The sequence below is a fragment of the Bacillus cereus group sp. MYBK30-2 genome (genome assembly GCF_051915945.1).
Classification (GTDB): domain Bacteria; phylum Bacillota; class Bacilli; order Bacillales; family Bacillaceae_G; genus Bacillus_A; species Bacillus_A paramycoides.
Map to the genome: position 1 here is coordinate 312,392 of NZ_JBQAFR010000002.1, position 21,594 is coordinate 333,985.

Sequence of the window (21,594 nt, forward strand, 5' to 3'; positions counted from 1 at the left end):
TCCATACACTCCCTCATCTGTTATTAACGGTTATCTTTCTTTTACCCCGCATTAACGGGCAGTAAGACTCCCACCTCAAAATTCAGCTGTAAAGCAAAAAGGTTTAGTGGGAGATCAACTGCCCGTAAATGCCCGATTGGTTCAACTAATAATCAGCGGGGGATGAACACCTCCCCCACTGATTAAAGTTTCACTTTATCATATCACGAAGTCATCACTCCATGAAAAAGAAAAGACAGAAATGGCCAATATCCATCTCTGCCTTTTTACTTATTATTTCAATTTCGCAATCCGTTTTTCCATCTCTTTTTGTGTCATCGGTCCGATAAACTTATCTTGGATGACACCTTTTGTATCTATAAAATAAGACGTTGGGATTGTAATTACTTTATACGCTGTCGTCACATCAATGTTCTTGTCCAATAAAATAGGAAAAGTAATTCCTTTTTCCTTCGCAAAATTGCTTACCTTCTCTTCTCCCCCACCTTTTTCTGAAGGAGTATAATTTATAGCTAAAATTTCTACGTTTTCTTTATGCTCTTTATAAAAGGCCTCCATATCAGGCATTTCTTGCTGACAAGGCCCACACCACGTTGCCCAAAAGTTTAAAATAACTTTCTTCCCTTTTAAATCAGATAATTTTATATTCGTTCCATCTATCTTTGTTAATTCAAAATCTGGTGCGCTCTTTCCAATTTCAATACCATTCCTTGCGATAATTTCTTTCATAGCTGCTTCACTTTTTTCTTGCTTCCCTTGTACTGCCTGATCCTTTTCACCAAACTGTTCATACGCTGCATATCCCGCTAAACAAAGTAACACTACAATAATGGTAAGTTTCCGCCACATATTATATCACCCTTACGTGTTTATCTTCTTGTAACATGATTACCTAAATACTCTATACCTTATTTTAGCTTATACGGACAAGCTTGGAAATATTCACATTCGAAATAGTTAGAATTTTTAGAGTTAAAATGAAGTATTTCCCTTTTTATCATATAATTAGAAGTACATACAAAACCTGCGAGGTGATATGTATTTTACAATTACTTATCAGCCCTTTTACTTTTGTTTTCTTCAATTTACCATTACTATGTATTTTTTTTAGCGCCTTACTATACAGATCCAAATGGGCTGCAATTATTATTTCTTTTACTGTCCCACTTATATTTTTCATTATCATTTCTGGATTTGATTTACACTTAACTTTACAAAAATTAGATGCTTGGATTGTATATGGAGCTGTTTATTCTGTACTTTCCTACATAACAGCAGCTTTAATACGAAGAAAACGGTACATGTAGAACTTTCAAAAAGGGCGGTTTTTTATGAATTCATTTGAAAAAATACTATTATATATTCTTAGCTTTATATTTTCCCCAATCGGCATTATCACATGGACATCTCACTCTTCAGTAAAGATCCTGAAAAAAAGAAAGTTGGACGTATTTGTCTCTATATCGCTTTAATCTCATTTATCCTTTTAGCAGGCCTTGGTATTCTTAGTTTCTTCACGATGACTATCACCACTACTATACAATAGTTATAGAAAGGATGATTATTTTGGGAGAACATCCTATTAGTAAAGAACTTCGCTATATACGAATATGTTTAGTTATTTTAGTAATCGTTCTTTTATTTTTCAACGGTGGAAGAGTCGTTGAAATTTCTACAAATCATGATTCCATAGAAAGTGTTTCCACCAGTAATATGACACAGATTGCTGAAAATACATTTGCTATTCAAGAATATAATCCATCACTAAGTAGCGAACATACGGTCAAAATTTTCAAATATAACCCAGATACAAATCAACTTACTTTAGTCAAAGAATTTAATACTAACGATCCTGAGTCTTATACGTATCAACTTAATAAGACTGAATAAAGATAAGAGCGCTACGTAGCTCTTATCTTTTTGTTTGCATCTCTTTGAACAATGAGTTGCAATTTAATAATTCTCTAGGATTCCCACATTCCACAATAATTCCATTCTTCATTACAATAACCCGATCCGCAATCATCGCCCTCTCTACATCATGTGTCGTCACAATTCTCGTTACGTCCCCTCCTAGTCCTTCAATTACATATCGCAGTAATTAACAACAGCTTTTCTTGCAACAGCGGCAACACAATTTTTCTATACTCATTCATCATCATTCCTCCAAATTTGCATAATAAAAGGAAAGGGATGAAACCAAATGGTTTCATCCCTTTCCTCTGTACATAAAGTAAGGAAGCTAACATATGTCAGCTTCCTTATCATTCATTACAATTATTTAGTTCGATACTTTAGACTCTTCGATTTTCTCACGAAGAACCATTTGTAAAATACCACCGTGACGGTAGTAGTCAATTTCAACTTCACTATCGAAACGAGCTACTACTTCGAATTGTTTTTCTTTGCCTTCTGCATCGATTGCAACTACTTTTACAAGATCGCGTGGTCTAACCGTTTTGTCAATTTGAATTTCAAATGACTCGTTACCAACAAGACCTAATGTTTCAGCGCTTTCGCCATCTTTAAATTGTAATGGTAATACGCCCATTAACACTAAGTTACTGCGGTGAATACGCTCGAAGCTTTCTGCGATTACTGCTTTAATACCTAATAAGTTTGTACCTTTCGCAGCCCAGTCACGAGAACTTCCCATACCGTAATCTTTACCAGCAACAACTAGAAGGCCTGTGCCATCTTCTTTATATTTCATAGCAGCATCATAGATAGATGTTACTTCACCAGTTGGCCAATATGTTGTATATCCGCCTTCTGTTCCTGGTGCAATTTGGTTTTTAATACGGATATTTGCGAATGTACCACGCATCATAACTTCATGATTACCACGACGAGAACCGTAAGAGTTAAAGTCAACTGGTTGTACGCCGTTTTCTAATAAATAGCGTCCAGCTGGCGTATGCTTACCAATTGAACCTGCTGGTGAAATATGGTCTGTCGTTACAGAATCACCAAATTTACCAACTACGCGTAAACCTGATAACGTTTCAACTTCACCTGGCTCTTTAGATAATCCTTCAAAGAATGGTGGGTTTTGAATGTATGTTGAATCATTATCCCAAGTATATAAAGCTTCATTAGAAGTTTGGATTTCATTCCAGCGCTCATTGCTGTTAAATACTTGCGCATATTCTTTTTTGAACAATTCAGATGTAACAACACTTTGAACTACATCTTCAATTTCTTTAGCTGATGGCCAAATATCATTGAAGTAAATAGAGTTGCCATTTGCATCTTTACCGATTGCATCATTTTTCAGATCAATATCAACAGTACCTGCAAGTGCATATGCCACAACAAGTGGTGGTGACGCTAAGTAGTTTGCCTTTACAAGTGGATGAATACGACCTTCAAAGTTACGGTTACCAGATAAAACAGATGTTACTAATAAGTCGTTCGCTGCGATCGCTTCTTCTAATTCCTCTGCTAATGGACCAGAGTTACCGATACAAGTCGTACAGCCGTAACCAACTGTTTGGAAGCCTAATTGATCTAAATACGTTGTTAAACCAGACTTATCTAAGTACTCTGTAACAACTTTAGATCCTGGTGCTAACGATGTTTTTACGTAACCAGGTACTTTAAGTCCTTTTTCAATTGCTTTCTTCGCAACTAAACCTGCTCCAATTAATACGTATGGATTTGACGTATTTGTACAGCTTGTAATCGCAGCAATTGCAATTCCGCCTGTTTTCATCGTTACTTCTTGATCTTTTAATGTAACTTTCACTTCTTTATCAAACTCTTGCTCATTGAATCCAAGTCCTTGTGTTCCAACTGGTGCTACAACAGCTTTATGGAACTCCTCTTTCATATTTGAAAGCGGGATTAAATCTTGCGGACGTTTCGGTCCAGAAAGGTTAGATTCGATTGTATTTAAATCAATTTCAACAAGATCAGTGTAGATTGGATCTTTACTGTCCGCTGTATAGAATAAGCCATTTGCTTTACAATATTCTTCAACAACGCGAATTTGCTCTTCATCTCTACCTGTTAAACGTAAGTATTCTAATGAAATGTCGTCGATTGGGAAGAATCCACAAGTTGCACCGTATTCTGGTGCCATATTTGAAATTGTTGCACGGTCAGCTAAAGGCATGCTCTTTAGTCCATTACCGAAGAACTCAACAAATTTACCAACTACACCTTTTTGACGTAGCACTTGTGTTACTTTTAATGCAACGTCAGTTGCTGTTGTACCACTTGGAAGTGTACCAGTTAATTTCACACCGATTACTTCAGGTACTGGGAAATATGAAGGCTGTCCAAGCATTCCTGCTTCTGCTTCAATACCACCAACGCCCCATCCAAGAACACCAATACCATTAATCATTGTTGTATGTGAGTCTGTTCCAACTAATGAATCTGGGTATGCAACTAAGTCACCTTCAGCATTTTTCACCGCATGAACAACCGGTGCTAAATATTCAAGATTTACTTGGTGTACAATACCTGTTGCTGGTGGAACTGCACGGTAGTTATCAAATGATTTCTGTGCCCAGCTTAAAAATTTATAACGTTCTTCATTACGTTTAAACTCTAAGTCCATGTTGAATGCAAGCGAGTCTGCCGTACCCGCTCTATCAACCTGTACTGAGTGGTCAATTACAAGGTCTACAGTAATTTCAGGATTAATTTTGTCAGGATCCCCGCCCATGTCTGCCATTGCTTTACGAAGCGAAGCCAAATCTACAACAGCTGGAACACCTGTGAAATCTTGTAAGATTACACGAGATGGTTTAAATGGAACATCGATATCTTGAACATCTTTCGTTCCCCATTTCGCTAAATTTATAACATGCTCTTCTGTAATTACGCGTCCGTCTACTTGACGAAGTACAGATTCAAGTAAAACTTTCACGGAATATGGTAATTGAGATACGTTGCCAACCCCTGCGTTTTCAAGCGCTTTCAATTGATAATAATGATACGTCTTTCCATCTAATTCAAAAGTTGCACGTGATTGAAATGGATTATGTTTGACCATTATGTTTCCCCCCTGTTAAACGTGACTAATTTGTCTGAATATAAAATGTAGACAAACTTTTCAATACCTTACGATAATATCTTATTACAACTTTCTAAATAAGTAAATAATAAGAAACTTATTGATTATAATAAGTTTTCTTTATCTTTCTAAATTTGAATAGTGTCCATGCTCCTTATAAATACTATTATTGTAAAGTAAAGCACTCTACTTTACGTTCATATATGTTATGAACAACTCATGATTCATCTATAAAAAACATTATAGAGGTGAGAAAAAATGGGTAAACGAAAAGCAAATCATACTATTTCAGGAATGAATGCTGCATCCGCACAAGGGCAAGGAACTGGTTATAACGAAGAGTTCGCAAATGAACCTTTAACACCAGCACAGCGACAAAATAATAAGAAACGAAAAAAGAATCAGTAACGAAAAATCCCAAAAGGTTCACCTTTTGGGATTTTTTTTAATGCTTATAACGTAGCAACTCCGAAACCGTCACAAATCGATACCCCTGCTTTTTAAGCTCAGGTAAAATTTTTGCCAATGCCGCAACTGTTTGACTACGATCACTGCCTCCATCGTGCAACAGTACAATATCTCCACTTTTAGCATTTTTCACAACATGATTTACAATGGATTCAGTACCTGGATTTGCCCAATCACGTGGGTCTTGGTGCCATGACCATAAAACAATTTGATAGCCAGCTTCTTTCGCTGTTGTAAATACAGCATCATTAATATATCCACCTGGTGGACGGAACAATAAAGGCTCTTTCACCCATTTTTTAAAATATTTCTTTCCATTTAAAATATCATTTTTCAACTTTTCGTCTGATGAATTATTCGCATACAAATGATTCATCGTATGATTTCCAATTTCATGCCCCTCTTTTAGCACTCGCTTTACTAAGTATGGATTACGCTGAACTCGAAAACCAATCATAAAAAAAGTCGCTTCCGCTTTATATTGACGTAATAAATCTAATACTTGCGGTGTATAAGTTGGATCCGGTCCATCATCAAATGTAATCGCAATGATTTTCTCATTATTAGGTACTTCCCATGTTACATAACCAGTCGGTTCTAACTCTTTCCTTAACAACATTTTCGCTTCCACTTTGTCCACTTGAAATATATGTACTGCACACATTAAGGAAAAAATTAAAATAAAAATTTTTCGTTTCAGCATAGTAGCGCTAAGAGTAATGGGGTTGTTGAATTCACAACAACCTTCCTTTACTTTTCTAATCGATCTACATTCTGCATAATATTTTGGAGATTACTTTCATATTCCTCAAGTTGTGGACGTTGTGTTTCTGATGCTACTTCAAGTGCATTTTGAATCTGTTCGTACGCCTCCTGAACTTCTTGGCGTAGTTCTTTTAAATCATGACCGTAATTCGGATCATTTTTCACAATATTATTAAATACATTTTCAGCTTGAACAAATCCTTGCTGCGCGGCCTGAAAAGCTTGTTGCTTATTTTTATGATATGGCATAATACTTTCCCCTTTCTATATTAGTTAGTCCTACTTATCTTTACCCTTTTCTCTAAAAACATTCTCGTATAAATTCGCAAACTTCTCTCATTCTAAATAAAAAGAGGAGGTGTAAAATACAATGGGTAAAAACAATAATCAATCTAATCATCAAAACGAGAAGAAAGGGTACTCTTCTGGGCAGCCTGAACCTTTAAGCGGGTCTCATAAAGTAAAAAACCGTAACCATTCACGCCAAAAAAATCATGCACATCATGATATGTAAAAAAACATTCACACTAGCTATATTTGTCACATACACTGTTTATATTTTTCATTTATTCTTCACCCCTACTTCATTCATGCATAACATAGTATGAATTGAGCTTTTACGGAGGGTGTCGTACATGGGCAAGAAAAAGAAGAATTGTCTTTTTCATGTTGATGGTTTCGAAGAATGGATGGATCAATTTTGTTCCGATTCTTATAGTAACTTTAGTTTTCCAAATCAAATTCATATTGACCTTTGTGAAACAGAACAAGAATACATTTTGGAAACAGATGTACCAAATGTAACTGAACAGAATGTACTCATAAAAAAGATGGAGACAGGCCTAAACATTTGCATACTTCATAACAATGCTTCTTTACAGCGAATAATTCCCTTACCTGCTAATATTATTTACAAGAAGATGCTAGCCTGTTTAGAAAATGGATTTTTAACCATTCATATTTCCAAAAATGAAGTTGCTAATACGCATGAAAAGAAAGTCTTTTTTTCGCATTAAGGATCGATATAAATACAAACAGAAGCCCGATCAAATTTTTAGTTTGCTCGGGCTTCTGTTATTTCGCATGTATTTCTATTTTAGAATTTCTAATATATCTTTTTTTCAATAAACCTTTTGTAACTAAAAGGACTGGAAATGCTACAGTTGAAAATATGGCTAATATGAAAAATACTAAAAAACCATTTTGATATCCATAGTAATCGAGGAGTATCCCGCCAAACCAAGGACCAATTACTCCACCAATTCCAGAGAAGCCCATCGCTCCAAAATATGTACCCTTTAGATTTGAAACAGCTATATCATCTATAAATACATCTGTCATTGAGAACATTAGAACTTCTCCAACTGTAAAAATAATTGTACAGATGGCAGCACCTAGTATGGATTCTACTATTCCAAATCCAAACAATCCCCCGCTCACAAACAACGTTCCGACTATAATAGACGCTAATGGCGTATACCTTTTACACATTTTAATAACAGGGTATTGAATGGCCACTACTACGATCGCATTTAAAGTTAGCATATATGAAAATAACTTTACTCCATCTTGAAATATATGTGCGTTTGCAAAGTATTGAGATACTGTCGTCGTTAAATGTGAAAAGCCACAATTACTCAAAATAATACCGATTAACGCAACTAAAAATACTATGTCTTTTCGTAAAATACGAATTGCATTTAACATCGTGACGGGTTTTTCTGTATTTATTTTCTTCTTTTCAAGTGGGTACTTCTTAAATTGCAACGCTAATATCGCTGTATATAGAATGTATACTCCAGCGGCTACTAAAAACGGAATAGTTGATTTGGCACTTCCAATTTGTAATCCAACAAGTGGACCAATCGCTACCCCAACATTTATTGCACCGTACCGTAAGTTATAAACGAGTAAACGATACTCTGGTTTCGTTAAATCTGATAATAACGCTCTTGATGTTGGTTCAAAAAATGAACGACACAATCCATTCAAAGCGTTTAATAGAAAAAAACTCAAAACATGATCTGCAACTGAAAATCCTATAAATACAAAAATCCAAACAATCATGGACCATATTATTATTATATTTCGGCCAAATCGGTCCGATAAATTCCCCCCAATAAAACTAGCAAACACTCCAACAAGTGCACTCGTTCCAATAATAGCACCAGTCATTCCAGCCGATACGTCTTTAACGGTTGTTAAATAAATCGCTAAAAAAGGAATACTCATTGAAGTGGCGAATCTCGCAAATAAAGTCCCTATAATAATTGTCATGCCTAGTGGATGAATCTGTTGTAACTTCCCCTTCATCTTTAGATCTACTCTCCCTTTTTCTACATCAAAAAAGAAAGCAAAGGATCTGCTTTCTTTTTCCTTTTTCTATACTTGAGATGTTTACACCCGAGCTGTTCTCGTTATGTCCATATCAATTCCATATGTAAACTGTAATTCTTTACAAACATCTTTAATTAAAATTACAACATTATACTTTTCATTAAATTCTAATACAATGCTTTCTACTTCTTCATATGTATACTTATATTCGCCAGTAATTACACTTTTTAAATCAAAGCATTCATTAATACATAACTGGACAAGTAATTGATCATACTTCTCTATCACATCTTCTTTTTTCCAAAGTAACTCTTTTACATATAACCGATCAAATTTTACACTTTCTCGATTACATTCCGTTAAAATCCGGGTCATTTCATTTAATTCTCGATATAATTTAGAAATATTTCTGTTTAAACTAAGCAGTTTATCTACGCCGTTATCATATAGCATTTCTTTCCACCCCCGCATTTTCTTTTTCTTATTATAGCAAGAAAATTCTAAAAATAGTTTCTTTCTTCTGAAATATTAGGAAACTTATTTCGATTGCTTTACAATGAAACTAGTGAACACGAAAGGGGAAAACAAATTGGAACAAAAATTATATTACAACGACGCTTATCAGCAAGTCTTTACAACTAAAGTTATAAAACAAGATATTGATTCAGCAGGAAACTTGTACGTTGTTTTAAATGAAACTGCATTTTATCCAACAGGTGGCGGACAACCACATGACACTGGAACTTTAAATGACATTCCGGTAACTAATGTCGAAGAGGTAGATGGAGAAATTCGTCATTTCATAGTAGAACAACTACATACAAAAGAAGTAGACGGGAAAATAGATTGGCAACGTCGTTTTGACCATATGCAACAGCATACAGCTCAGCACATTTTATCTGCTGCTTTTTGGGATCATTTTAACATACCAACAATTGGGTTCCATCTTGGAAAAGAAACAGTGACAATTGATTTAGAAACGGCTAACCTTTCTACAGAGACCATTGAAAAGGCAGTACAAATTGCTAATCAAATTGTCTTTGAAAATCACCCTATTCGTATTGAATGGATGACCTTAGAAGAAGCGCAAAAATTCCCCCTTCGTAAAGAGCCAACTATGACAGAAAATATACGCGTTGTTATCATCGAAAACTATGACTACAACGGTTGCGGTGGAACACATCCGAAACATACAGGTGAAGTAGGCCCTATTCAAGTACTTAGTTGGGAGCGCAACAAAGGTGGTATACGTTTAACGTTTATCGCTGGTTGGCGCACACTTAAATTAATTAGGCAGCACCAACAAATTATTAAAGATGTTTCTAAACAATTGAACAGTAGCGAAACTGATATTCCAACAAAGGTAGCACAGCTTCTTACCTCTCAAAAAGAAAACGAAAAAGCTATACAAACAATGAATGAAAAACTATTATTTGTAGAAGCAAATGAATTATTACAACAATCAGAAGAACTACATACTGGAACAATTATCTCTAAAGTATTTACAGATCGCTCAATGCCAGAAATCGCAAAACTGTCTGCTATCATTACAGAACAACAAGAACAGGCAATTACATACTTCGTCATTGAAAACGAAGAAAAACTACAATGCATCCTTACTTGTGGTAAGGCAGTGACACTCGATATGAATACACTTTTAAAAGATGCCCTCCCTTCTATTGAAGGAAAAGGCGGGGGAAATAAAAAGAGTGCTCGTGGCGGTGGGAAAGCAATTATGACTGGAGATGAGTTTTTAAATCAACTTGTTTCTTCTTTACAATCTGCAGTGTAGATTATTTTATGAATGGGATGTCATTGAACTGGATGACATCCCATTCTCTTTTCTGCTTCGTACATAGTAATACAGTAAATGAAATTATATGAACGATTCTATAAGAAATACCGATTTACCCACAAAATACAACAACAATCGCAACTTATATAATAAGAGGAGTCTGTTCCAAAATAACAGCCTCCTCTTATGTTTACAAACCAATATTTTGTTTTAATCCTTGATAACTCCCTGCGTTTAGAAATCCTTCAGACACAAGTTTAATGAAAACCTCTGAAAAACCATAATTACTTAGTTTCTCTATCTCTACCATTTGTACATCATGAATTGGATTGTGATCAAATTCATTAGAAGGAAGCGTAAGTTCCCCTGTAATCCTTTCAAGTAGAAAAGTAATATGTAATAAAGATGGTATAGTACCTGGTTTATCACAAACATAAAGTAATTTCTTAATCTTAGTTTCTAATCCTGTTTCTTCTCGCATTTCTCGAATCATCGCTTCCTCTAACATTTCACCATTCTCTACTCTTCCTCCAGGTAAAGACCAATTCCGATTAGCGACTTTTTGTTTTACTAATAATACTTTTTCATCTTCAATTAAAATTCCCGTAACACGAACTTGCATTAAATTAGTCATACTCTCTCTCCTACTCCTATTAAATTTACAAATTAACCCTTCCACAAAAAGAACATACGTTTTATAATTAAAGGAAATTATGGAAGAAAGAAGTTGTTACATTCATGCGTCCACCTTTAACAAAAGCTATACCACTCGAAGATTTTCAAAATTATTATTGGTTAAAAGCAGAACTGCAAACATTTTGTCGTGAGCATGATTTACCCTCAAACGGCTCTAAAACTGAGATTTCTGAACGTATTACACACTTTTTGACTACAGGTAAAATATTAAAGAATTGTTCTAATCAAAAAAAGAGTAAAAACTCCCTCTCCTATAAAGATCTTTCTCTTCAAACGATTATTACTGAAAACCACCGCTGTAGCGAAGATGTCCGTGCTTTTTTTAAAGAAAAAATTGGAGCAAACTTCCGCTTTACAGTAGCCCTTCAAAAGTTTTTTAAAGAGAATGCAGGAAAAACATATGAGGATGCTGTAACGTTTTGGTATGAAGAAAGCGAACGTAAAAAAGACCCAGCATATAAAACAAACATCGGTGCACAGTTTGAATACAATCGTTTTACTCGTGCTTTTTTCGAAGATCCATGCAACAAAGGAAAATCAAAAGCTGATGCTATCGCTGCTTGGAACGAAATAAAATCAAAACCTGGCAGTAATGTATATGTCCCTCAAAAAGTAGAAAACTAGTTCCTTGCTAGTCTTCTACTTTCTCAAATAAGAGAGCAAGCCCAATTCCCCCCCCAATTCCTAATGTCGCAATTCCATATTTCATACGTTCTCTTTGCGCCTGATAATACAAGCGTGTTACAAGCATAGCCCCAGACGCACCGTACGGATGACCAAGTGCAATTGCACCACCATTTATATTGAGCTTCTCATATGGAATTTGTAATTCCTTTGCACAAGCAACAATTTTCGAAGCGAACGCTTCATTCATCTCAATACAATCAATATCTTCTATTACTAAATTCATTTCTCTGAGTAGTTTTTGTACTGCGAATATCGGACCAGTTCCTGGGAGATTCGGGTCCACTCCAACTACAGCACTGTGAACGAACCGAAGAACAGGCTTATATCCTAATTTTCGAGCTTGCTGTTCTTCCATTACAAGAACTGCACATGCCCCGTCATTTACACCACACGAATTTCCTGCTGTCACAGTACCATTTTGCAAAAATACAGGCTTTGTTCTCTTAATTATTCTTTCATAATTCATTTCTCTCTTTATTGGTTCGTCCAACATTCCATTAAAATCCCCAGATAATATTTCCTCTTGTAAATATCCTTTTTCTAATGCTTGTAGCGTCCGTTTATAACTAAGACAAGCGTATTCATCTTGCATTTCTTTTGTTATGTTATACCGCTCTGCAACATACTCAGCCGCCAATCCCATATCAGGGTCTCCAATTGTTTCAGGTGAAAACCGCGCTCTATTTTGAAAAGATGACGTACTTGTACTCTCTACTCCTCCAGCAATATAGCAATTACCGGCACCACCTTGAATAAGATGACACGCAGTACGAATTGATTCCAATCCAGCACCACATTGCCGGTCAATCGTTACACCAGGTATATGATAACCAAGTCCAGCTTCTAATGCAGATAATCTCGCAACATTACCTCCTGGTCCAACGACATTACCTAATATGACATCATCTATTTCACTCTCAATCCCTTTACTTAAAAACGTAAGAAGCGGTGCAGCTAATTGCTGAACTTCATAATCTTTGAACATCCCATTCTTTTTGCCAATAGGCGTCCTTTTCGCTTCTACAATAACCGCTCTATTCATATATTTTCTCCCGTTTTTCGAATATACTTTTTGCTGCAATGCGAGCTACTTTCCCGCTACTCGTATAAGGTATTTCATCTACAAAACACCATTCTTTAGGTATTTTAAAAGATGATAATCGTTGTAAGCAGTAGCTCTTTAATTGTTGCTTTGTAGCACTTCCTTTGACTATTGCGACAGGCTTTTCACCCCAATAACTATCTTTTATACCGACAACAACAACTTCTTCAACAGCTGGATGCGTATATAACACACTCTCTATCTCTTCTGGGTAAATATTAATCCCTCCAAATAGAATCATATTTTTCTCTCTACCAACTATATATATAAAGCCTTCCTCATCTTGATAGCCTACATCATGCACTGTCATCCAACCATCTTTGGTCAATTGTGGGATTATAGCTCCATCCGATACATAGCCCATAAAAAACTGATCACTTTTTACATAAACAGTTCCTACCTCGCCTACCTGTATTTCTTCTCCTGCTTCATTACCTATTCGAACTTGTACATTATGACAAGGTTTCCCTACTGAATTCGGCTTTCTTTCACTCTCTTCATTGACCAATGCTGTTACAAAACTTAGCTCAGACGCACCATAAAATTCATATCTTTTTGCATAAGGAAACATATTCTTTATCTTTTCTTTCGCTTCAGCTTCCCATTTCGCTCCTGACGAAATAATTTTCATTTCACTTTCAATTACTTTATTTTCTTTATACAAAGACTCAAGCATTGTCGGGACTGTATACATTACGGAAATATTCTCAGTTTCTAACTTGCACAACACTTGATCTGGAATAAACTTTCTCATAACGTGTACCGTTTGACCTAAATACAATGCACTTATTGCACCATATACGAAAAGAGAATGAACAAGTGTTCCAGCTATTAAAATAGAATCTGTCTTTTTCATATGAAAGTCATGTACATTACAATGAAAACTATGGACCCATGATTGTTGCGCACGTAAAAACGCTTTTGCTTTTCCTGTTGATCCTGATGTAAATCCCATATAAAAGGGAGCGTTTTGTACATTTTCTACAGGATGATATGCAGGAAGATATTTCTCTATCATTTCTTTCCATTCATCAATCTCAACTACTCTTTCTTCTTCCCCCGGTATATCATTTAACTTATACCGTTCCGTCACAATAATATCCGGGTTACTAATTGCTATTCTTTCCTCAAGCTCACCCTGTTTCCACTTTATATCTAACGGTACACAAATCCAACCTGCCATCGCTGCTCCGGCAAATATTTGTAAAAATTCAATACGATTTTCTAAAACTATTGCAACTGTTTTATTCTTCGATTCTTTTTCATTCAACCAGTTTGCTACTTTACAAACTGACTCGAACCAATCTTTATATGTTAAAACTCTATCATTTTCTTTAATCGCTACTTTATTCGGCTGTAAAGAAACATTTTTTTTGTATTCTTCTGTAATTCCCATATGAGACTTCCTTTCTTTACAAAATAACAAAAAGAAACACGCGATTAACGTGTTTCTCCTCTTTCTTATCCCGCATTTGTAAATTTTCCATTTTTCAAAGCAGGCGTAATAATATGTTTCAATGAACGATGTAATTTTGTCACGAGAATTGCTGCTATAATCGCTTTTATGCAATCACCTGGTAAAAACACGACACTTACTTTCATCGTTTGCCATATGGAAATATCCATTACGAAAGCTTGTACAATAATACCAAATACATAAACAACGAAAATACCACCAATTATATTTATGCATAATACTTTTATAATAGAAACTTCACGTAAACGCTCAATTAAATAGCCAATTACAAATGCTCCTACAATATAACCAAGTAAATATCCTGCACTTGGACCAACAAATACCCCTGGACCTCCACGTCCACCCGCAAGTAGTGGTGCTCCAGCTCCTACAATAAGTAAGAAAATAAGCTGACTTAGTGCACCAAGGCGTGATCCTAATAGTCCACCCGCAAGCATAACTCCAAGTGACTGTAATGTAATAGGAACTGGTGTAATAGAAAGAGCAATTGGAGGTATTAACCCTAGCACTCCCATAATTGAACTAAATAAAGCGACGAAAACTAAGTTTTTTGTATTCATGTTTGCTTCTCCTATTTGTAAACTTAAAAATGATTTTAGATAACATATTACAGGTGTTATATTATCTTTCTATTAATCATTTGTCAACCTTAACATGACTCAAGTTTACAAATAGGATTCTATTTATTTTTCTTTATGCAAATGCTCAAGCTCTTTCCTAAGCGCCTGTTTTAAAAACTTCCCAACAGATGTTTTCGGTATTTCTTCCATAAATACAATATCGTCTGGCAACCACCATTTTGCAAACTGCGGTTTTAAAAACTCATATAGTTCCTCTTTTGTAACAGTGCTATTTTTCTTTTGAACAACACAGGCAACTGGACGCTCTTGCCACTGCGGATGAGGTACTGCAACAACAGCCGCTTCAAATATAGCATCATGTGCCATTAAAGCATTTTCAAGATCAACTGAGGAAATCCACTCTCCCCCGCTTTTAATAACATCCTTCGTACGATCAACAATTTTTACGCAACCTTCCTCATCGACTGTAACGACATCGCCAGTATATAACCATCCATCACGGAACCCTTCCACCGTACGATCATCGTTATAATAGCTTGCAGCGATCCAAGGTGCTCGTAAACATAGTTCTCCCATTTCAGTACCATCCCACTTCACTTCCCCCTCTGCACCAACTACCTTCATCTCTACACCAGGGACAAGATATCCTTGCTTCGAACGAATCTCAAGTTGTTCTTCATACGCCAAATCTGTTTCATAGCTTTTTAAACGTGCAAGCGTTACAAGTGGACTTGTTTCAGTCATGCCATATGCATGTACGAAAGGAACATTATATTTTTGCTCAAATGCTTTAATAACACTTTTCGGTGCAGCTGCACCACCGCATAGTATTCTCGTAATACTAGATAAATCGTAACTATTATTTTCTAACTCTTGTAAAACACCGAGCCAAATTGTCGGCACACCCGCAGCTATCGTTACTTTTTCTGTTTGAATCATTTCTAATAGAATTTTCGGGGTAAACATCGGTCCCGGAAGAACTTGTTTTGCCCCAAACCAAGTAGCTGCAAAAGGAAGTCCCCAAGCATTCACATGAAACATTGGTACAATGGCCATCGCTGCATCACTTTCCGATAAAGCTGTCGTATCTGCTAATCCGAGTGCCATACAGTGCAGCACTGTACTACGATGTGTATATACAACACCTTTTGGATTTCCTGTAGTCGCTGACGTATAACACATACCCGCAGGTGTGGTTTCATCAATATCTTTTACAAATTGGAATTTCGGATCGCCTTCTGCTAAAAGTTTCTCATAATGGAATACAGGATGAAGCGTAGTTTTTGGGAGCTCATCTTTATCAGTCATTATAATGTACGCTTGTACAGTCGATAATTCAGATTGGATATTCTCAACGAGCGGTACTAGATCTTCATCAATAAGTAAAATACGGTCTTCTGCATGCTGAATAATATATGATATATGTTGAGGAGATAAACGAATATTAATTGTGTGCAAAACGGAAGCAATACCTGGAATAGCAAAATATGCTTCCACATGTCGATGATGATTCCACGCTAACGTTCCGATACGCTCGCCTTCTTTAATTCCAAGATTTTTTAACGCACTTGAAAGTCTTCTCGTCCTTTCTCCTAACTGCTTATACGTTAATGTTGTAACTGTATCATGTGTTCGAGAAACGATTTCTTTCTTCGGGAAAAGTTTTTCTGCCCTTTCCATCATAGAACTAATTGTTAGCGGTACATTCATCATCATATGGTTTACAGCCTCCCTTTAAAGCGTTTTCATTTTTGTATATTATAACAGACTTCTACAAATAATTACGATATTTTTCTGTATTTTCTGAATTATTTCTTTGGAAATAATTCAGAAACAAAAAAACATGTCTTGAAAGTAAATTATTCAAAACATGTTCCTCTCCTATTTAAAAACTATCTACCTTTTTCCTTACTTTCTTTTTCAATTTAAAAATGAAACGATTGCTATATTCTTTATTTTCCACTAAAATTCTGTACGTTTCTAACACTCCTAATACACGAACAAAAAGATAGAATCCGATAGCAATAAGTACAACGCAGTACGGATAATACTGCACTAATTCCCCTGAAGTAATACGCTTTTTCTCAAACAAAAATGGAATTGCCCCTGCTGCTATGAAACAAAATCCAACGATCACTACTGCAGCATATTTCTTCTTAATAGTCGTATATCTTTTTGTCAATTCTTTTAGGAAGTTTTGATCAAATAGTAGTTCTTCCTTTTTCAATACATTGTATCGACTCTCTTCTATAGTTACAGGTACCATCATTGCTCCAATTCCAAGGACAGCAATAATAATTACAAGAAATGTAGACATTGTTACATCTTCCTTAAATAATAAATACGGTATCGTCGATAGAATGAGCAAACTAAATCCTAACGCGATATATTTAGAAATTTTTTGTCCGTACACTACATACCCTTCTGCCATTTCTCTACTTACATAAAAACCTTGTTCCTTTTCATTACTTTGTTCAGCAGTTTCTTTTAATAAGTAATCAAGAGATACTTCAAATACATTTCCAATCATTATTAGTTTTTCAGTTTCAGGAAAGCCTTGGCCATTTTCCCATTTACTAACCGCTTGCCTTGTTGTGTTTAATTTCTCAGCTAACGCTTCTTGAGAAAGACCCTTTTCCTTTCTTAATTTAAAAAGTTTCTCACCAAATCCCATATGTGTGTCCCCCTTTGTTTTCTTAACTAAATTGTATGTAAACATTGCTCTTATCTCTATCTTCCTACGGTTGCACTTTGTCAACTTACGGTTGCGATTATGTTATATAAGGTGCTTATATACGATTTAACTGTCTATCTTGTATGTTTACAACCTCACCAAAAATTAGCCTCTACAGTAACCAATTATAACAATTAAAGGGAATATTTGTTATAATAAATAAAAAAATCTCCCCTAAACAATTTAATTTAAAGGAGGTTTCCATATAAAAATTTCTATTCATTTATATATTGCGTTCTCGATATACTATATCTTTTCGTATTACGATACTTACCTTTAACGAACAAATCCTCTTTAATCGTACACTCATACTCCATATTCAATCGTTTCATTAATCTCTCAGATGCTTCATTTTCTGAATTACATCTCGCTTCAATGCTATTAAGATGTAACTCATTAAAACCATAGCTAAAAAAAGCTAACGCAGCCTCGATAGCTAATCCTCTTCCCCAATATTTTCGTGATAAAGCGTATGCAATTTCCGCTTTATGTTCAGTTGAATTATATTTTATAAATCCACACGCCCCTATGAGCTTTTGTTCCTCTTTTAATACTATTCCAAGGGGAGCTACTTTTTCTTTCTCATATTGACTCACAATTTCTTCTAAAAATATTTTCGTATCATGTAACGATTGGTGGCAGTATAAGTTGTCAACTCGTTGTCTGAGGCGTATTCATATATATGTAAAGTATCACTCATATCAATCTTCCTTAATAGAAGACGACTTGTATACAGAGTTGGATATATCCACTTCTCAACAATCATAACGGCTTTTGTTTAAACTTTTCATAATTTCGTACTTTTAATAAAAGGATATGACCACAATCCGTACAAACGTAAGCATCTACCGGAGATGATGTAAACATCGTCTCTTTTTTCCGTATTTGTGCATAGCCGACAAACTCACCTTCTCCTATATTATGAGAACCGCAATTAGAGCATGTCTGCACGTCGTTCTTCCTCATGAGAGCACCACCTTTAATCTATTTCTACTCCCTTCGACAGTGCACTTCCAATTCCCTTCCAAAAAACCTGTTGTTCTCTTAAATTGCAACAGGAATCCTAGCACAAAAATCGTATTTATACTATGTATTATATTTATTGATGGAGGAATTTTATGACTACTATTATGACACTCGATACGGCTAAAGAAATTGAAAGCGCAGAAATTGACATGCTATCTTCTAGATTAGAAGCCTTACAATTGATAACCGGAAATCCAATGCAAGTACAAATGAAAAAGTTTGGGAGTGCCACTGCCTTTTCATCAAAAGTAATTGCTGGTCCTGCTTTTAACACAGTAAAAGGCATTACCTTTTCAAATACAAATGAGATTGATGAAATCATCTCTTATTATCGATCACTACAAATTCCTTGCCGTTTTGAAATTACACCGGCTCAAGCCACAACTGAACTATTTCAATATTTATCACAAAAGGGATTTTTTCAATCTAACTTCCATACAGCTTTATATAATAAACCTAGACAAAATTCACCTTCTCTTCCTTCTAATATTTCGGTACGCAAACTCAAAGAAAATGAGTTTCATACTTTTGCAGACATTTATGTTCGCGGATTTAATATGCCATCATTTACAAAAGATGGCGTTCGTCAAAATAACGAAATTCTTTACAATCAGCCAGGGTGGCATTTTTTCATAGCCGAAGTTCAAAATATTCCAGCAAGCATCGGTGTCATATATATAAATAAAGGTATTGCCTCACTAGCTGCTTCTGCTACATTGCCAGAATTTCAACGTAAAGGTTGTCATACTGCATTAATTCAAAAACGAATTGAGACAGCGATTGAATCAAATTGCAATTTAATAGTTGGACAAGCTCGATTTGGTAGCAGTAGTCAAAATAATATGGAACGCGCTCATTTGAAAATCGCTTATACAAAATCCATATGGACTGAAAAGACATATAATTAACTTTCTTTCTCTTCCCATTACAATTATATACATTTTATGACAATTCTATTTCTATCCTATCAATCATTTGAATATTCAAACTGTATTTGTTACGCTATTACTAGATACATCATTCAACTTGCTATATGAAAAGAGAATTCTAATCAAACTACAAGGAGGAGAAATGTATGACAAAGCATGAGCATGGTTTAAAAGAAAAAGTAGAAGGTACCATTGATAAAGTAAAAGGCGAAGTAAAGGAAGTTGTCGGGAAAGTAACAGACAATAAGAAATTACAAGCTGAAGGAAAGTGGGATAAGATAAAAGGTACTGCCAAAATTACTGTCGGTAATGTAAAAGAAAAAGTACATGAATATAAAGAGCATAAAGAAAATAAATAAAAAAGAGCCAAATGGCTCTTTTTTATTTACCTTCGCTCTTCTCTAACACATACAAATCTTCTTCAATATTAGATAGTTTTTCAGTTACAAGTTTTCTTGCATCTCCAATTGCTTGATTGTATGCAAATGGTCCTACTAACTTTATCATTTCTTCTATTAAACGTTCTGCTTGGAAACGTCCAATCTCATCTAAATCTTCTTCAACGAAAAACTGCTGGATTTGTGCTACAAGCTCTTCTTTTTTATCAGTCGGTATTTTTATATTCATCATCATTATTTACTCCCCTATATTTAAGATAATACTTTTCTTAACTCTACCATAGAAAAGCGATTTCCTGGACAAGTTTTTGTAACTCCTTCTAATTCACGATGACCAAGTATATTTTCTTTACTTATAGAAAATTGATTCATTAATGTCTTGCATAAAGAATATAGTGAATTCATTTGCGCAGTAGTAGGATCGTATGTATCAAAATTTCCCGTCATACATATTCCAATTGTATCACTATTATTATCTTTCGCATGTGCTCCAATATGTAAACCTCGTCCTTCGACTACAGTTCCATCTTCTTCAATAAAGTAATTGTAACCAATCCCGCTCCACCCTCTTACTTTTTGATGAAATTCGTGAGTTTTATACACATCCCATCCATCTTCTGACGTATGGTGGATAATAAGTTTATTTACTTTTTCTAAAGGAACTAACTCATCTTGAAATGTTAAATTTGCACATTTAATTTCCATGTGAACGTCCTCCTCTTAAAAATCGATCATAATAACTGTTTTATCATCCGGTCTTATTCTATTTTCCCCTTCTAACTCTTCAATGATTGCTACATATTCTTTTATACTATTCTTTCTTATATATGCTACAGTTTGTTCTAGTGGCCAATCTGGGTGGAACAATCCGTCCGAACAAATAAAGATCCCACTTACGTCGGCTACATATAATTCCCCATGTTGTAAATAGGTCATCGCTTCCTTCATACCATTTGCGACTGAGTAGCCATTCGGCATATTTGCAAGATAACGATTGTATTTTAACTGCTCTCGAACATCCTGAAAAACGTGTTCTTCCGGTACAGATAGCCCTTTTTTACGGTCTTCTTCTCTTTTCTTTTTTGCGCGTTTACTAATTCCTTTAACTGTATCTTTCGTTAATACTTGCATCGTTCCATCTTGATGTATCGCAACAATCATACAATCACCTAGCTGCACATATTCAAGTTTCTCGCCATCTACTCGAACTGCTGCAATACATGTACACCATAAATGATCTTTTTTTCCCGTATAAACCTTATATTCTAGCATTTTGTTCTGCAATAATTCATTCGCTTTTGCAACTGCAACTTGTAAACTGATATTCTCCCGTAACGAAGTAAAATGACTTGCAAATAAATGCGAAGCGATGTGTGCTCCATTATGCCCTTCTTCATCAAAAAATGGGACAAGTGGCGTTGCGCCATCACATACACCGTAAACTATATTATCTTCATTACAAAAAAATGAATCCTCACATTCTTGTTTTAAAGGGCTTTTCTTTTGATACGTTGTTACCTTCATTTTTGTATCCCCTCCCAAATTATCGAATACTCAAATTCTTTAGATTAAT

General features: G+C 35.2%; 25 protein-coding genes and 3 pseudogenes. 9 read left to right on the forward strand and 19 right to left on the reverse strand.

The window, feature by feature from the left end; all coding sequences use genetic code 11:
• Positions 1 to 273 precede the first annotated feature (273 nt).
• Positions 274 to 849, reverse strand: a complete 576-nt coding sequence (locus ACTFQM_RS13140; protein ID WP_440034723.1) for a TlpA family protein disulfide reductase — start codon at positions 847 to 849, stop codon at positions 274 to 276.
• Positions 850 to 1,331: 482 nt separating this feature from the next.
• On the opposite strand from ACTFQM_RS13140, the pseudogene ACTFQM_RS13145 reads away from it, so the two are divergent.
• Both ACTFQM_RS13145 and ACTFQM_RS13150 read left to right on the forward strand, forming a co-directional pair.
• Positions 1,332 to 1,546: pseudogene (locus tag ACTFQM_RS13145) on the forward strand (hypothetical protein).
• 11 nt (positions 1,547 to 1,557) lie between these two features.
• On the forward strand, positions 1,558 to 1,890 hold the full coding sequence (locus ACTFQM_RS13150) for a YmzC family protein (RefSeq protein ID WP_440034726.1): 333 nt from the start codon (positions 1,558 to 1,560) through the stop codon (positions 1,888 to 1,890).
• 22 nt (positions 1,891 to 1,912) lie between these two features.
• On the opposite strand, the pseudogene ACTFQM_RS13155 reads toward ACTFQM_RS13150, so the two are convergent.
• From ACTFQM_RS13155 to acnA, 3 genes and pseudogenes are all read right to left on the reverse strand, one after another.
• Positions 1,913 to 2,089, reverse strand: a pseudogene (locus ACTFQM_RS13155) (ABC transporter ATP-binding protein); the annotation flags it as partial.
• On the reverse strand, positions 2,082 to 2,249 hold the full coding sequence (locus tag ACTFQM_RS13160) for a hypothetical protein (RefSeq protein ID WP_440034728.1): 168 nt from the start codon (positions 2,247 to 2,249) through the stop codon (positions 2,082 to 2,084). The gene ACTFQM_RS13160 and the pseudogene ACTFQM_RS13155, both read right to left, overlap by 8 nt.
• 32 nt (positions 2,250 to 2,281) lie before the next feature.
• Positions 2,282 to 5,005, reverse strand: a complete 2,724-nt coding sequence (gene acnA, locus ACTFQM_RS13165) for an aconitate hydratase AcnA (protein ID WP_440034729.1) — start codon at positions 5,003 to 5,005, stop codon at positions 2,282 to 2,284.
• 279 nt (positions 5,006 to 5,284) lie between these two features.
• On the opposite strand from acnA, the gene sspO reads away from it, so the two are divergent.
• Entirely contained in the window at positions 5,285 to 5,434 is a 150-nt protein-coding gene (gene sspO / locus ACTFQM_RS13170; RefSeq protein WP_242235400.1) for a small acid-soluble spore protein O, read from the forward strand.
• Between the two features lie 37 nt (positions 5,435 to 5,471).
• On the opposite strand, the gene pdaB is transcribed toward sspO, so the two are convergent.
• Both pdaB and ACTFQM_RS13180 read right to left on the reverse strand, forming a co-directional pair.
• A complete protein-coding gene (pdaB, locus tag ACTFQM_RS13175; RefSeq protein WP_400528215.1) occupies positions 5,472 to 6,197 on the reverse strand; it encodes a polysaccharide deacetylase family sporulation protein PdaB in 726 nt (241 codons plus the stop codon).
• A gap of 47 nt (positions 6,198 to 6,244) precedes the next feature.
• On the reverse strand, positions 6,245 to 6,508 hold the full coding sequence (locus tag ACTFQM_RS13180; RefSeq protein ID WP_440034731.1) for a hypothetical protein: 264 nt from the start codon (positions 6,506 to 6,508) through the stop codon (positions 6,245 to 6,247).
• Positions 6,509 to 6,629: 121 nt separating this feature from the next.
• Here ACTFQM_RS13180 and ACTFQM_RS13185 point away from each other — a divergent pair, with 121 nt between their 5' ends.
• Together ACTFQM_RS13185 and ACTFQM_RS13190 are read left to right on the forward strand one after the other, a co-directional pair.
• Positions 6,630 to 6,773 (forward strand): small acid-soluble spore protein P, encoded by a 144-nt coding sequence (locus ACTFQM_RS13185; RefSeq protein ID WP_440034734.1) that lies wholly within the window; start codon positions 6,630 to 6,632, stop codon positions 6,771 to 6,773.
• 121 nt (positions 6,774 to 6,894) lie between these two features.
• The gene (locus tag ACTFQM_RS13190; protein ID WP_141548763.1) at positions 6,895 to 7,275 is read left to right on the forward strand and encodes an Hsp20/alpha crystallin family protein; all 381 of its coding nucleotides are present in this window, start codon (positions 6,895 to 6,897) and stop codon (positions 7,273 to 7,275) included.
• A 58-nt stretch (positions 7,276 to 7,333) separates the two neighbouring features.
• Here the strand turns inward: ACTFQM_RS13190 and ACTFQM_RS13195 are convergent, their stop codons facing one another.
• A complete protein-coding gene (locus tag ACTFQM_RS13195) occupies positions 7,334 to 8,572 on the reverse strand; it encodes an MDR family MFS transporter (protein ID WP_440034736.1) in 1,239 nt (412 codons plus the stop codon).
• 84 nt (positions 8,573 to 8,656) lie between these two features.
• Positions 8,657 to 9,049, reverse strand: coding sequence for a hypothetical protein (locus ACTFQM_RS13200; protein WP_440034738.1), 393 nt, complete (start codon positions 9,047 to 9,049; stop codon positions 8,657 to 8,659).
• Positions 9,050 to 9,185: 136 nt separating this feature from the next.
• Between ACTFQM_RS13200 and ACTFQM_RS13205 the strand changes: the two genes are divergently transcribed.
• Positions 9,186 to 10,388: an alanyl-tRNA editing protein gene (locus ACTFQM_RS13205; protein WP_440034741.1), complete on the forward strand. Its 1,203-nt coding sequence runs from the start codon at positions 9,186 to 9,188 to the stop codon at positions 10,386 to 10,388.
• 193 nt (positions 10,389 to 10,581) lie between these two features.
• Here the strand turns inward: ACTFQM_RS13205 and ACTFQM_RS13210 are convergent, their stop codons facing one another.
• Positions 10,582 to 11,025 carry an NUDIX hydrolase gene (locus ACTFQM_RS13210; protein ID WP_440034744.1) on the reverse strand — a complete coding sequence of 148 codons (444 nt, stop codon included), beginning with the start codon at positions 11,023 to 11,025 and terminating at the stop codon, positions 10,582 to 10,584.
• 104 nt (positions 11,026 to 11,129) lie between these two features.
• On the opposite strand from ACTFQM_RS13210, the gene ACTFQM_RS13215 reads away from it, so the two are divergent.
• Positions 11,130 to 11,711, forward strand: a complete 582-nt coding sequence (locus ACTFQM_RS13215) for a DUF6434 domain-containing protein (protein ID WP_440034746.1) — start codon at positions 11,130 to 11,132, stop codon at positions 11,709 to 11,711.
• A 7-nt stretch (positions 11,712 to 11,718) separates the two neighbouring features.
• On the opposite strand, the gene ACTFQM_RS13220 is transcribed toward ACTFQM_RS13215, so the two are convergent.
• The 7 genes and pseudogenes from ACTFQM_RS13220 to ACTFQM_RS13250 all read right to left on the reverse strand — a co-directional run bounded on the left by ACTFQM_RS13220 (position 11,719) and on the right by ACTFQM_RS13250 (position 18,634).
• Entirely contained in the window at positions 11,719 to 12,816 is a 1,098-nt protein-coding gene (locus ACTFQM_RS13220; protein WP_440034747.1) for an acetyl-CoA C-acyltransferase, read from the reverse strand.
• The gene (locus ACTFQM_RS13225; protein WP_440034748.1) at positions 12,809 to 14,272 is read right to left on the reverse strand and encodes an acyl-CoA synthetase; all 1,464 of its coding nucleotides are present in this window, start codon (positions 14,270 to 14,272) and stop codon (positions 12,809 to 12,811) included. Before ACTFQM_RS13225 ends, ACTFQM_RS13220 begins: the two co-directional genes overlap by 8 nt.
• 65 nt (positions 14,273 to 14,337) lie before the next feature.
• Positions 14,338 to 14,913, reverse strand: a complete 576-nt coding sequence (locus ACTFQM_RS13230) for a biotin transporter BioY (protein ID WP_328060453.1) — start codon at positions 14,911 to 14,913, stop codon at positions 14,338 to 14,340.
• 123 nt (positions 14,914 to 15,036) lie between these two features.
• Positions 15,037 to 16,650, reverse strand: coding sequence for a long-chain fatty acid--CoA ligase (locus ACTFQM_RS13235; protein WP_440034750.1), 1,614 nt, complete (start codon positions 16,648 to 16,650; stop codon positions 15,037 to 15,039).
• 169 nt (positions 16,651 to 16,819) lie between these two features.
• Positions 16,820 to 17,608: a helix-turn-helix domain-containing protein gene (locus ACTFQM_RS13240; RefSeq protein ID WP_002172908.1), complete on the reverse strand. Its 789-nt coding sequence runs from the start codon at positions 17,606 to 17,608 to the stop codon at positions 16,820 to 16,822.
• 275 nt (positions 17,609 to 17,883) lie between these two features.
• Positions 17,884 to 18,434, reverse strand: a pseudogene (locus tag ACTFQM_RS13245) (GNAT family N-acetyltransferase).
• Entirely contained in the window at positions 18,431 to 18,634 is a 204-nt protein-coding gene (locus ACTFQM_RS13250) for a hypothetical protein (protein WP_048371406.1), read from the reverse strand. The pseudogene ACTFQM_RS13245 and the gene ACTFQM_RS13250 overlap by 4 nt, the downstream one beginning before the upstream one ends.
• Positions 18,635 to 18,786: 152 nt before the next feature.
• Here ACTFQM_RS13250 and ACTFQM_RS13255 point away from each other — a divergent pair, with 152 nt between their 5' ends.
• Both ACTFQM_RS13255 and ACTFQM_RS13260 read left to right on the forward strand, forming a co-directional pair.
• Positions 18,787 to 19,602 (forward strand): GNAT family N-acetyltransferase, encoded by an 816-nt coding sequence (locus ACTFQM_RS13255; protein WP_440034751.1) that lies wholly within the window; start codon positions 18,787 to 18,789, stop codon positions 19,600 to 19,602.
• 167 nt (positions 19,603 to 19,769) lie between these two features.
• Positions 19,770 to 19,982: a CsbD family protein gene (locus ACTFQM_RS13260; RefSeq protein WP_025148056.1), complete on the forward strand. Its 213-nt coding sequence runs from the start codon at positions 19,770 to 19,772 to the stop codon at positions 19,980 to 19,982.
• 22 nt (positions 19,983 to 20,004) lie between these two features.
• Here the strand turns inward: ACTFQM_RS13260 and ACTFQM_RS13265 are convergent, their stop codons facing one another.
• The 3 genes from ACTFQM_RS13265 to ACTFQM_RS13275 are packed head-to-tail and all read right to left on the reverse strand — an operon-like array spanning position 20,005 to position 21,545.
• On the reverse strand, positions 20,005 to 20,256 hold the full coding sequence (locus ACTFQM_RS13265) for a DUF2164 domain-containing protein (RefSeq protein ID WP_002018980.1): 252 nt from the start codon (positions 20,254 to 20,256) through the stop codon (positions 20,005 to 20,007).
• 17 nt (positions 20,257 to 20,273) lie between these two features.
• Positions 20,274 to 20,726, reverse strand: a complete 453-nt coding sequence (locus tag ACTFQM_RS13270) for a peptidoglycan recognition protein family protein (protein ID WP_440034753.1) — start codon at positions 20,724 to 20,726, stop codon at positions 20,274 to 20,276.
• A gap of 15 nt (positions 20,727 to 20,741) precedes the next feature.
• A complete protein-coding gene (locus ACTFQM_RS13275) occupies positions 20,742 to 21,545 on the reverse strand; it encodes a protein phosphatase 2C domain-containing protein (RefSeq protein ID WP_440034756.1) in 804 nt (267 codons plus the stop codon).
• Positions 21,546 to 21,594: the final 49 nt, after the last annotated feature.

Bases quoted from the DNA above. Each gene is read 5' to 3' on its own strand.
- ACTFQM_RS13140 (WP_440034723.1), bottom strand. From the start codon at position 849: ATGTGGCGGAAACTTACCATTATTGTAGTGTTACTTTGTTTAGCGGGA.
- ACTFQM_RS13150 (WP_440034726.1), top strand. From the start codon at position 1,558: ATGATTATTTTGGGAGAACATCCTATTAGTAAAGAACTTCGCTATATA.
- ACTFQM_RS13160 (WP_440034728.1), bottom strand. From the start codon at position 2,249: ATGTTAGCTTCCTTACTTTATGTACAGAGGAAAGGGATGAAACCATTT.
- acnA (WP_440034729.1), bottom strand. From the start codon at position 5,005: ATGGTCAAACATAATCCATTTCAATCACGTGCAACTTTTGAATTAGAT.
- sspO (WP_242235400.1), top strand. From the start codon at position 5,285: ATGGGTAAACGAAAAGCAAATCATACTATTTCAGGAATGAATGCTGCA.
- pdaB (WP_400528215.1), bottom strand. From the start codon at position 6,197: ATGCTGAAACGAAAAATTTTTATTTTAATTTTTTCCTTAATGTGTGCA.
- ACTFQM_RS13180 (WP_440034731.1), bottom strand. From the start codon at position 6,508: ATGCCATATCATAAAAATAAGCAACAAGCTTTTCAGGCCGCGCAGCAA.
- ACTFQM_RS13185 (WP_440034734.1), top strand. From the start codon at position 6,630: ATGGGTAAAAACAATAATCAATCTAATCATCAAAACGAGAAGAAAGGG.
- ACTFQM_RS13190 (WP_141548763.1), top strand. From the start codon at position 6,895: ATGGGCAAGAAAAAGAAGAATTGTCTTTTTCATGTTGATGGTTTCGAA.
- ACTFQM_RS13195 (WP_440034736.1), bottom strand. From the start codon at position 8,572: ATGAAGGGGAAGTTACAACAGATTCATCCACTAGGCATGACAATTATT.
- ACTFQM_RS13200 (WP_440034738.1), bottom strand. From the start codon at position 9,049: ATGCTATATGATAACGGCGTAGATAAACTGCTTAGTTTAAACAGAAAT.
- ACTFQM_RS13210 (WP_440034744.1), bottom strand. From the start codon at position 11,025: ATGACTAATTTAATGCAAGTTCGTGTTACGGGAATTTTAATTGAAGAT.
- ACTFQM_RS13215 (WP_440034746.1), top strand. From the start codon at position 11,130: ATGCGTCCACCTTTAACAAAAGCTATACCACTCGAAGATTTTCAAAAT.
- ACTFQM_RS13220 (WP_440034747.1), bottom strand. From the start codon at position 12,816: ATGAATAGAGCGGTTATTGTAGAAGCGAAAAGGACGCCTATTGGCAAA.
- ACTFQM_RS13225 (WP_440034748.1), bottom strand. From the start codon at position 14,272: ATGGGAATTACAGAAGAATACAAAAAAAATGTTTCTTTACAGCCGAAT.
- ACTFQM_RS13230 (WP_328060453.1), bottom strand. From the start codon at position 14,913: ATGAATACAAAAAACTTAGTTTTCGTCGCTTTATTTAGTTCAATTATG.
- ACTFQM_RS13235 (WP_440034750.1), bottom strand. From the start codon at position 16,650: ATGATGATGAATGTACCGCTAACAATTAGTTCTATGATGGAAAGGGCA.
- ACTFQM_RS13240 (WP_002172908.1), bottom strand. From the start codon at position 17,608: ATGGGATTTGGTGAGAAACTTTTTAAATTAAGAAAGGAAAAGGGTCTT.
- ACTFQM_RS13250 (WP_048371406.1), bottom strand. From the start codon at position 18,634: ATGAGGAAGAACGACGTGCAGACATGCTCTAATTGCGGTTCTCATAAT.
- ACTFQM_RS13255 (WP_440034751.1), top strand. From the start codon at position 18,787: ATGACTACTATTATGACACTCGATACGGCTAAAGAAATTGAAAGCGCA.
- ACTFQM_RS13260 (WP_025148056.1), top strand. From the start codon at position 19,770: ATGACAAAGCATGAGCATGGTTTAAAAGAAAAAGTAGAAGGTACCATT.
- ACTFQM_RS13265 (WP_002018980.1), bottom strand. From the start codon at position 20,256: ATGATGATGAATATAAAAATACCGACTGATAAAAAAGAAGAGCTTGTA.
- ACTFQM_RS13270 (WP_440034753.1), bottom strand. From the start codon at position 20,726: ATGGAAATTAAATGTGCAAATTTAACATTTCAAGATGAGTTAGTTCCT.
- ACTFQM_RS13275 (WP_440034756.1), bottom strand. From the start codon at position 21,545: ATGAAGGTAACAACGTATCAAAAGAAAAGCCCTTTAAAACAAGAATGT.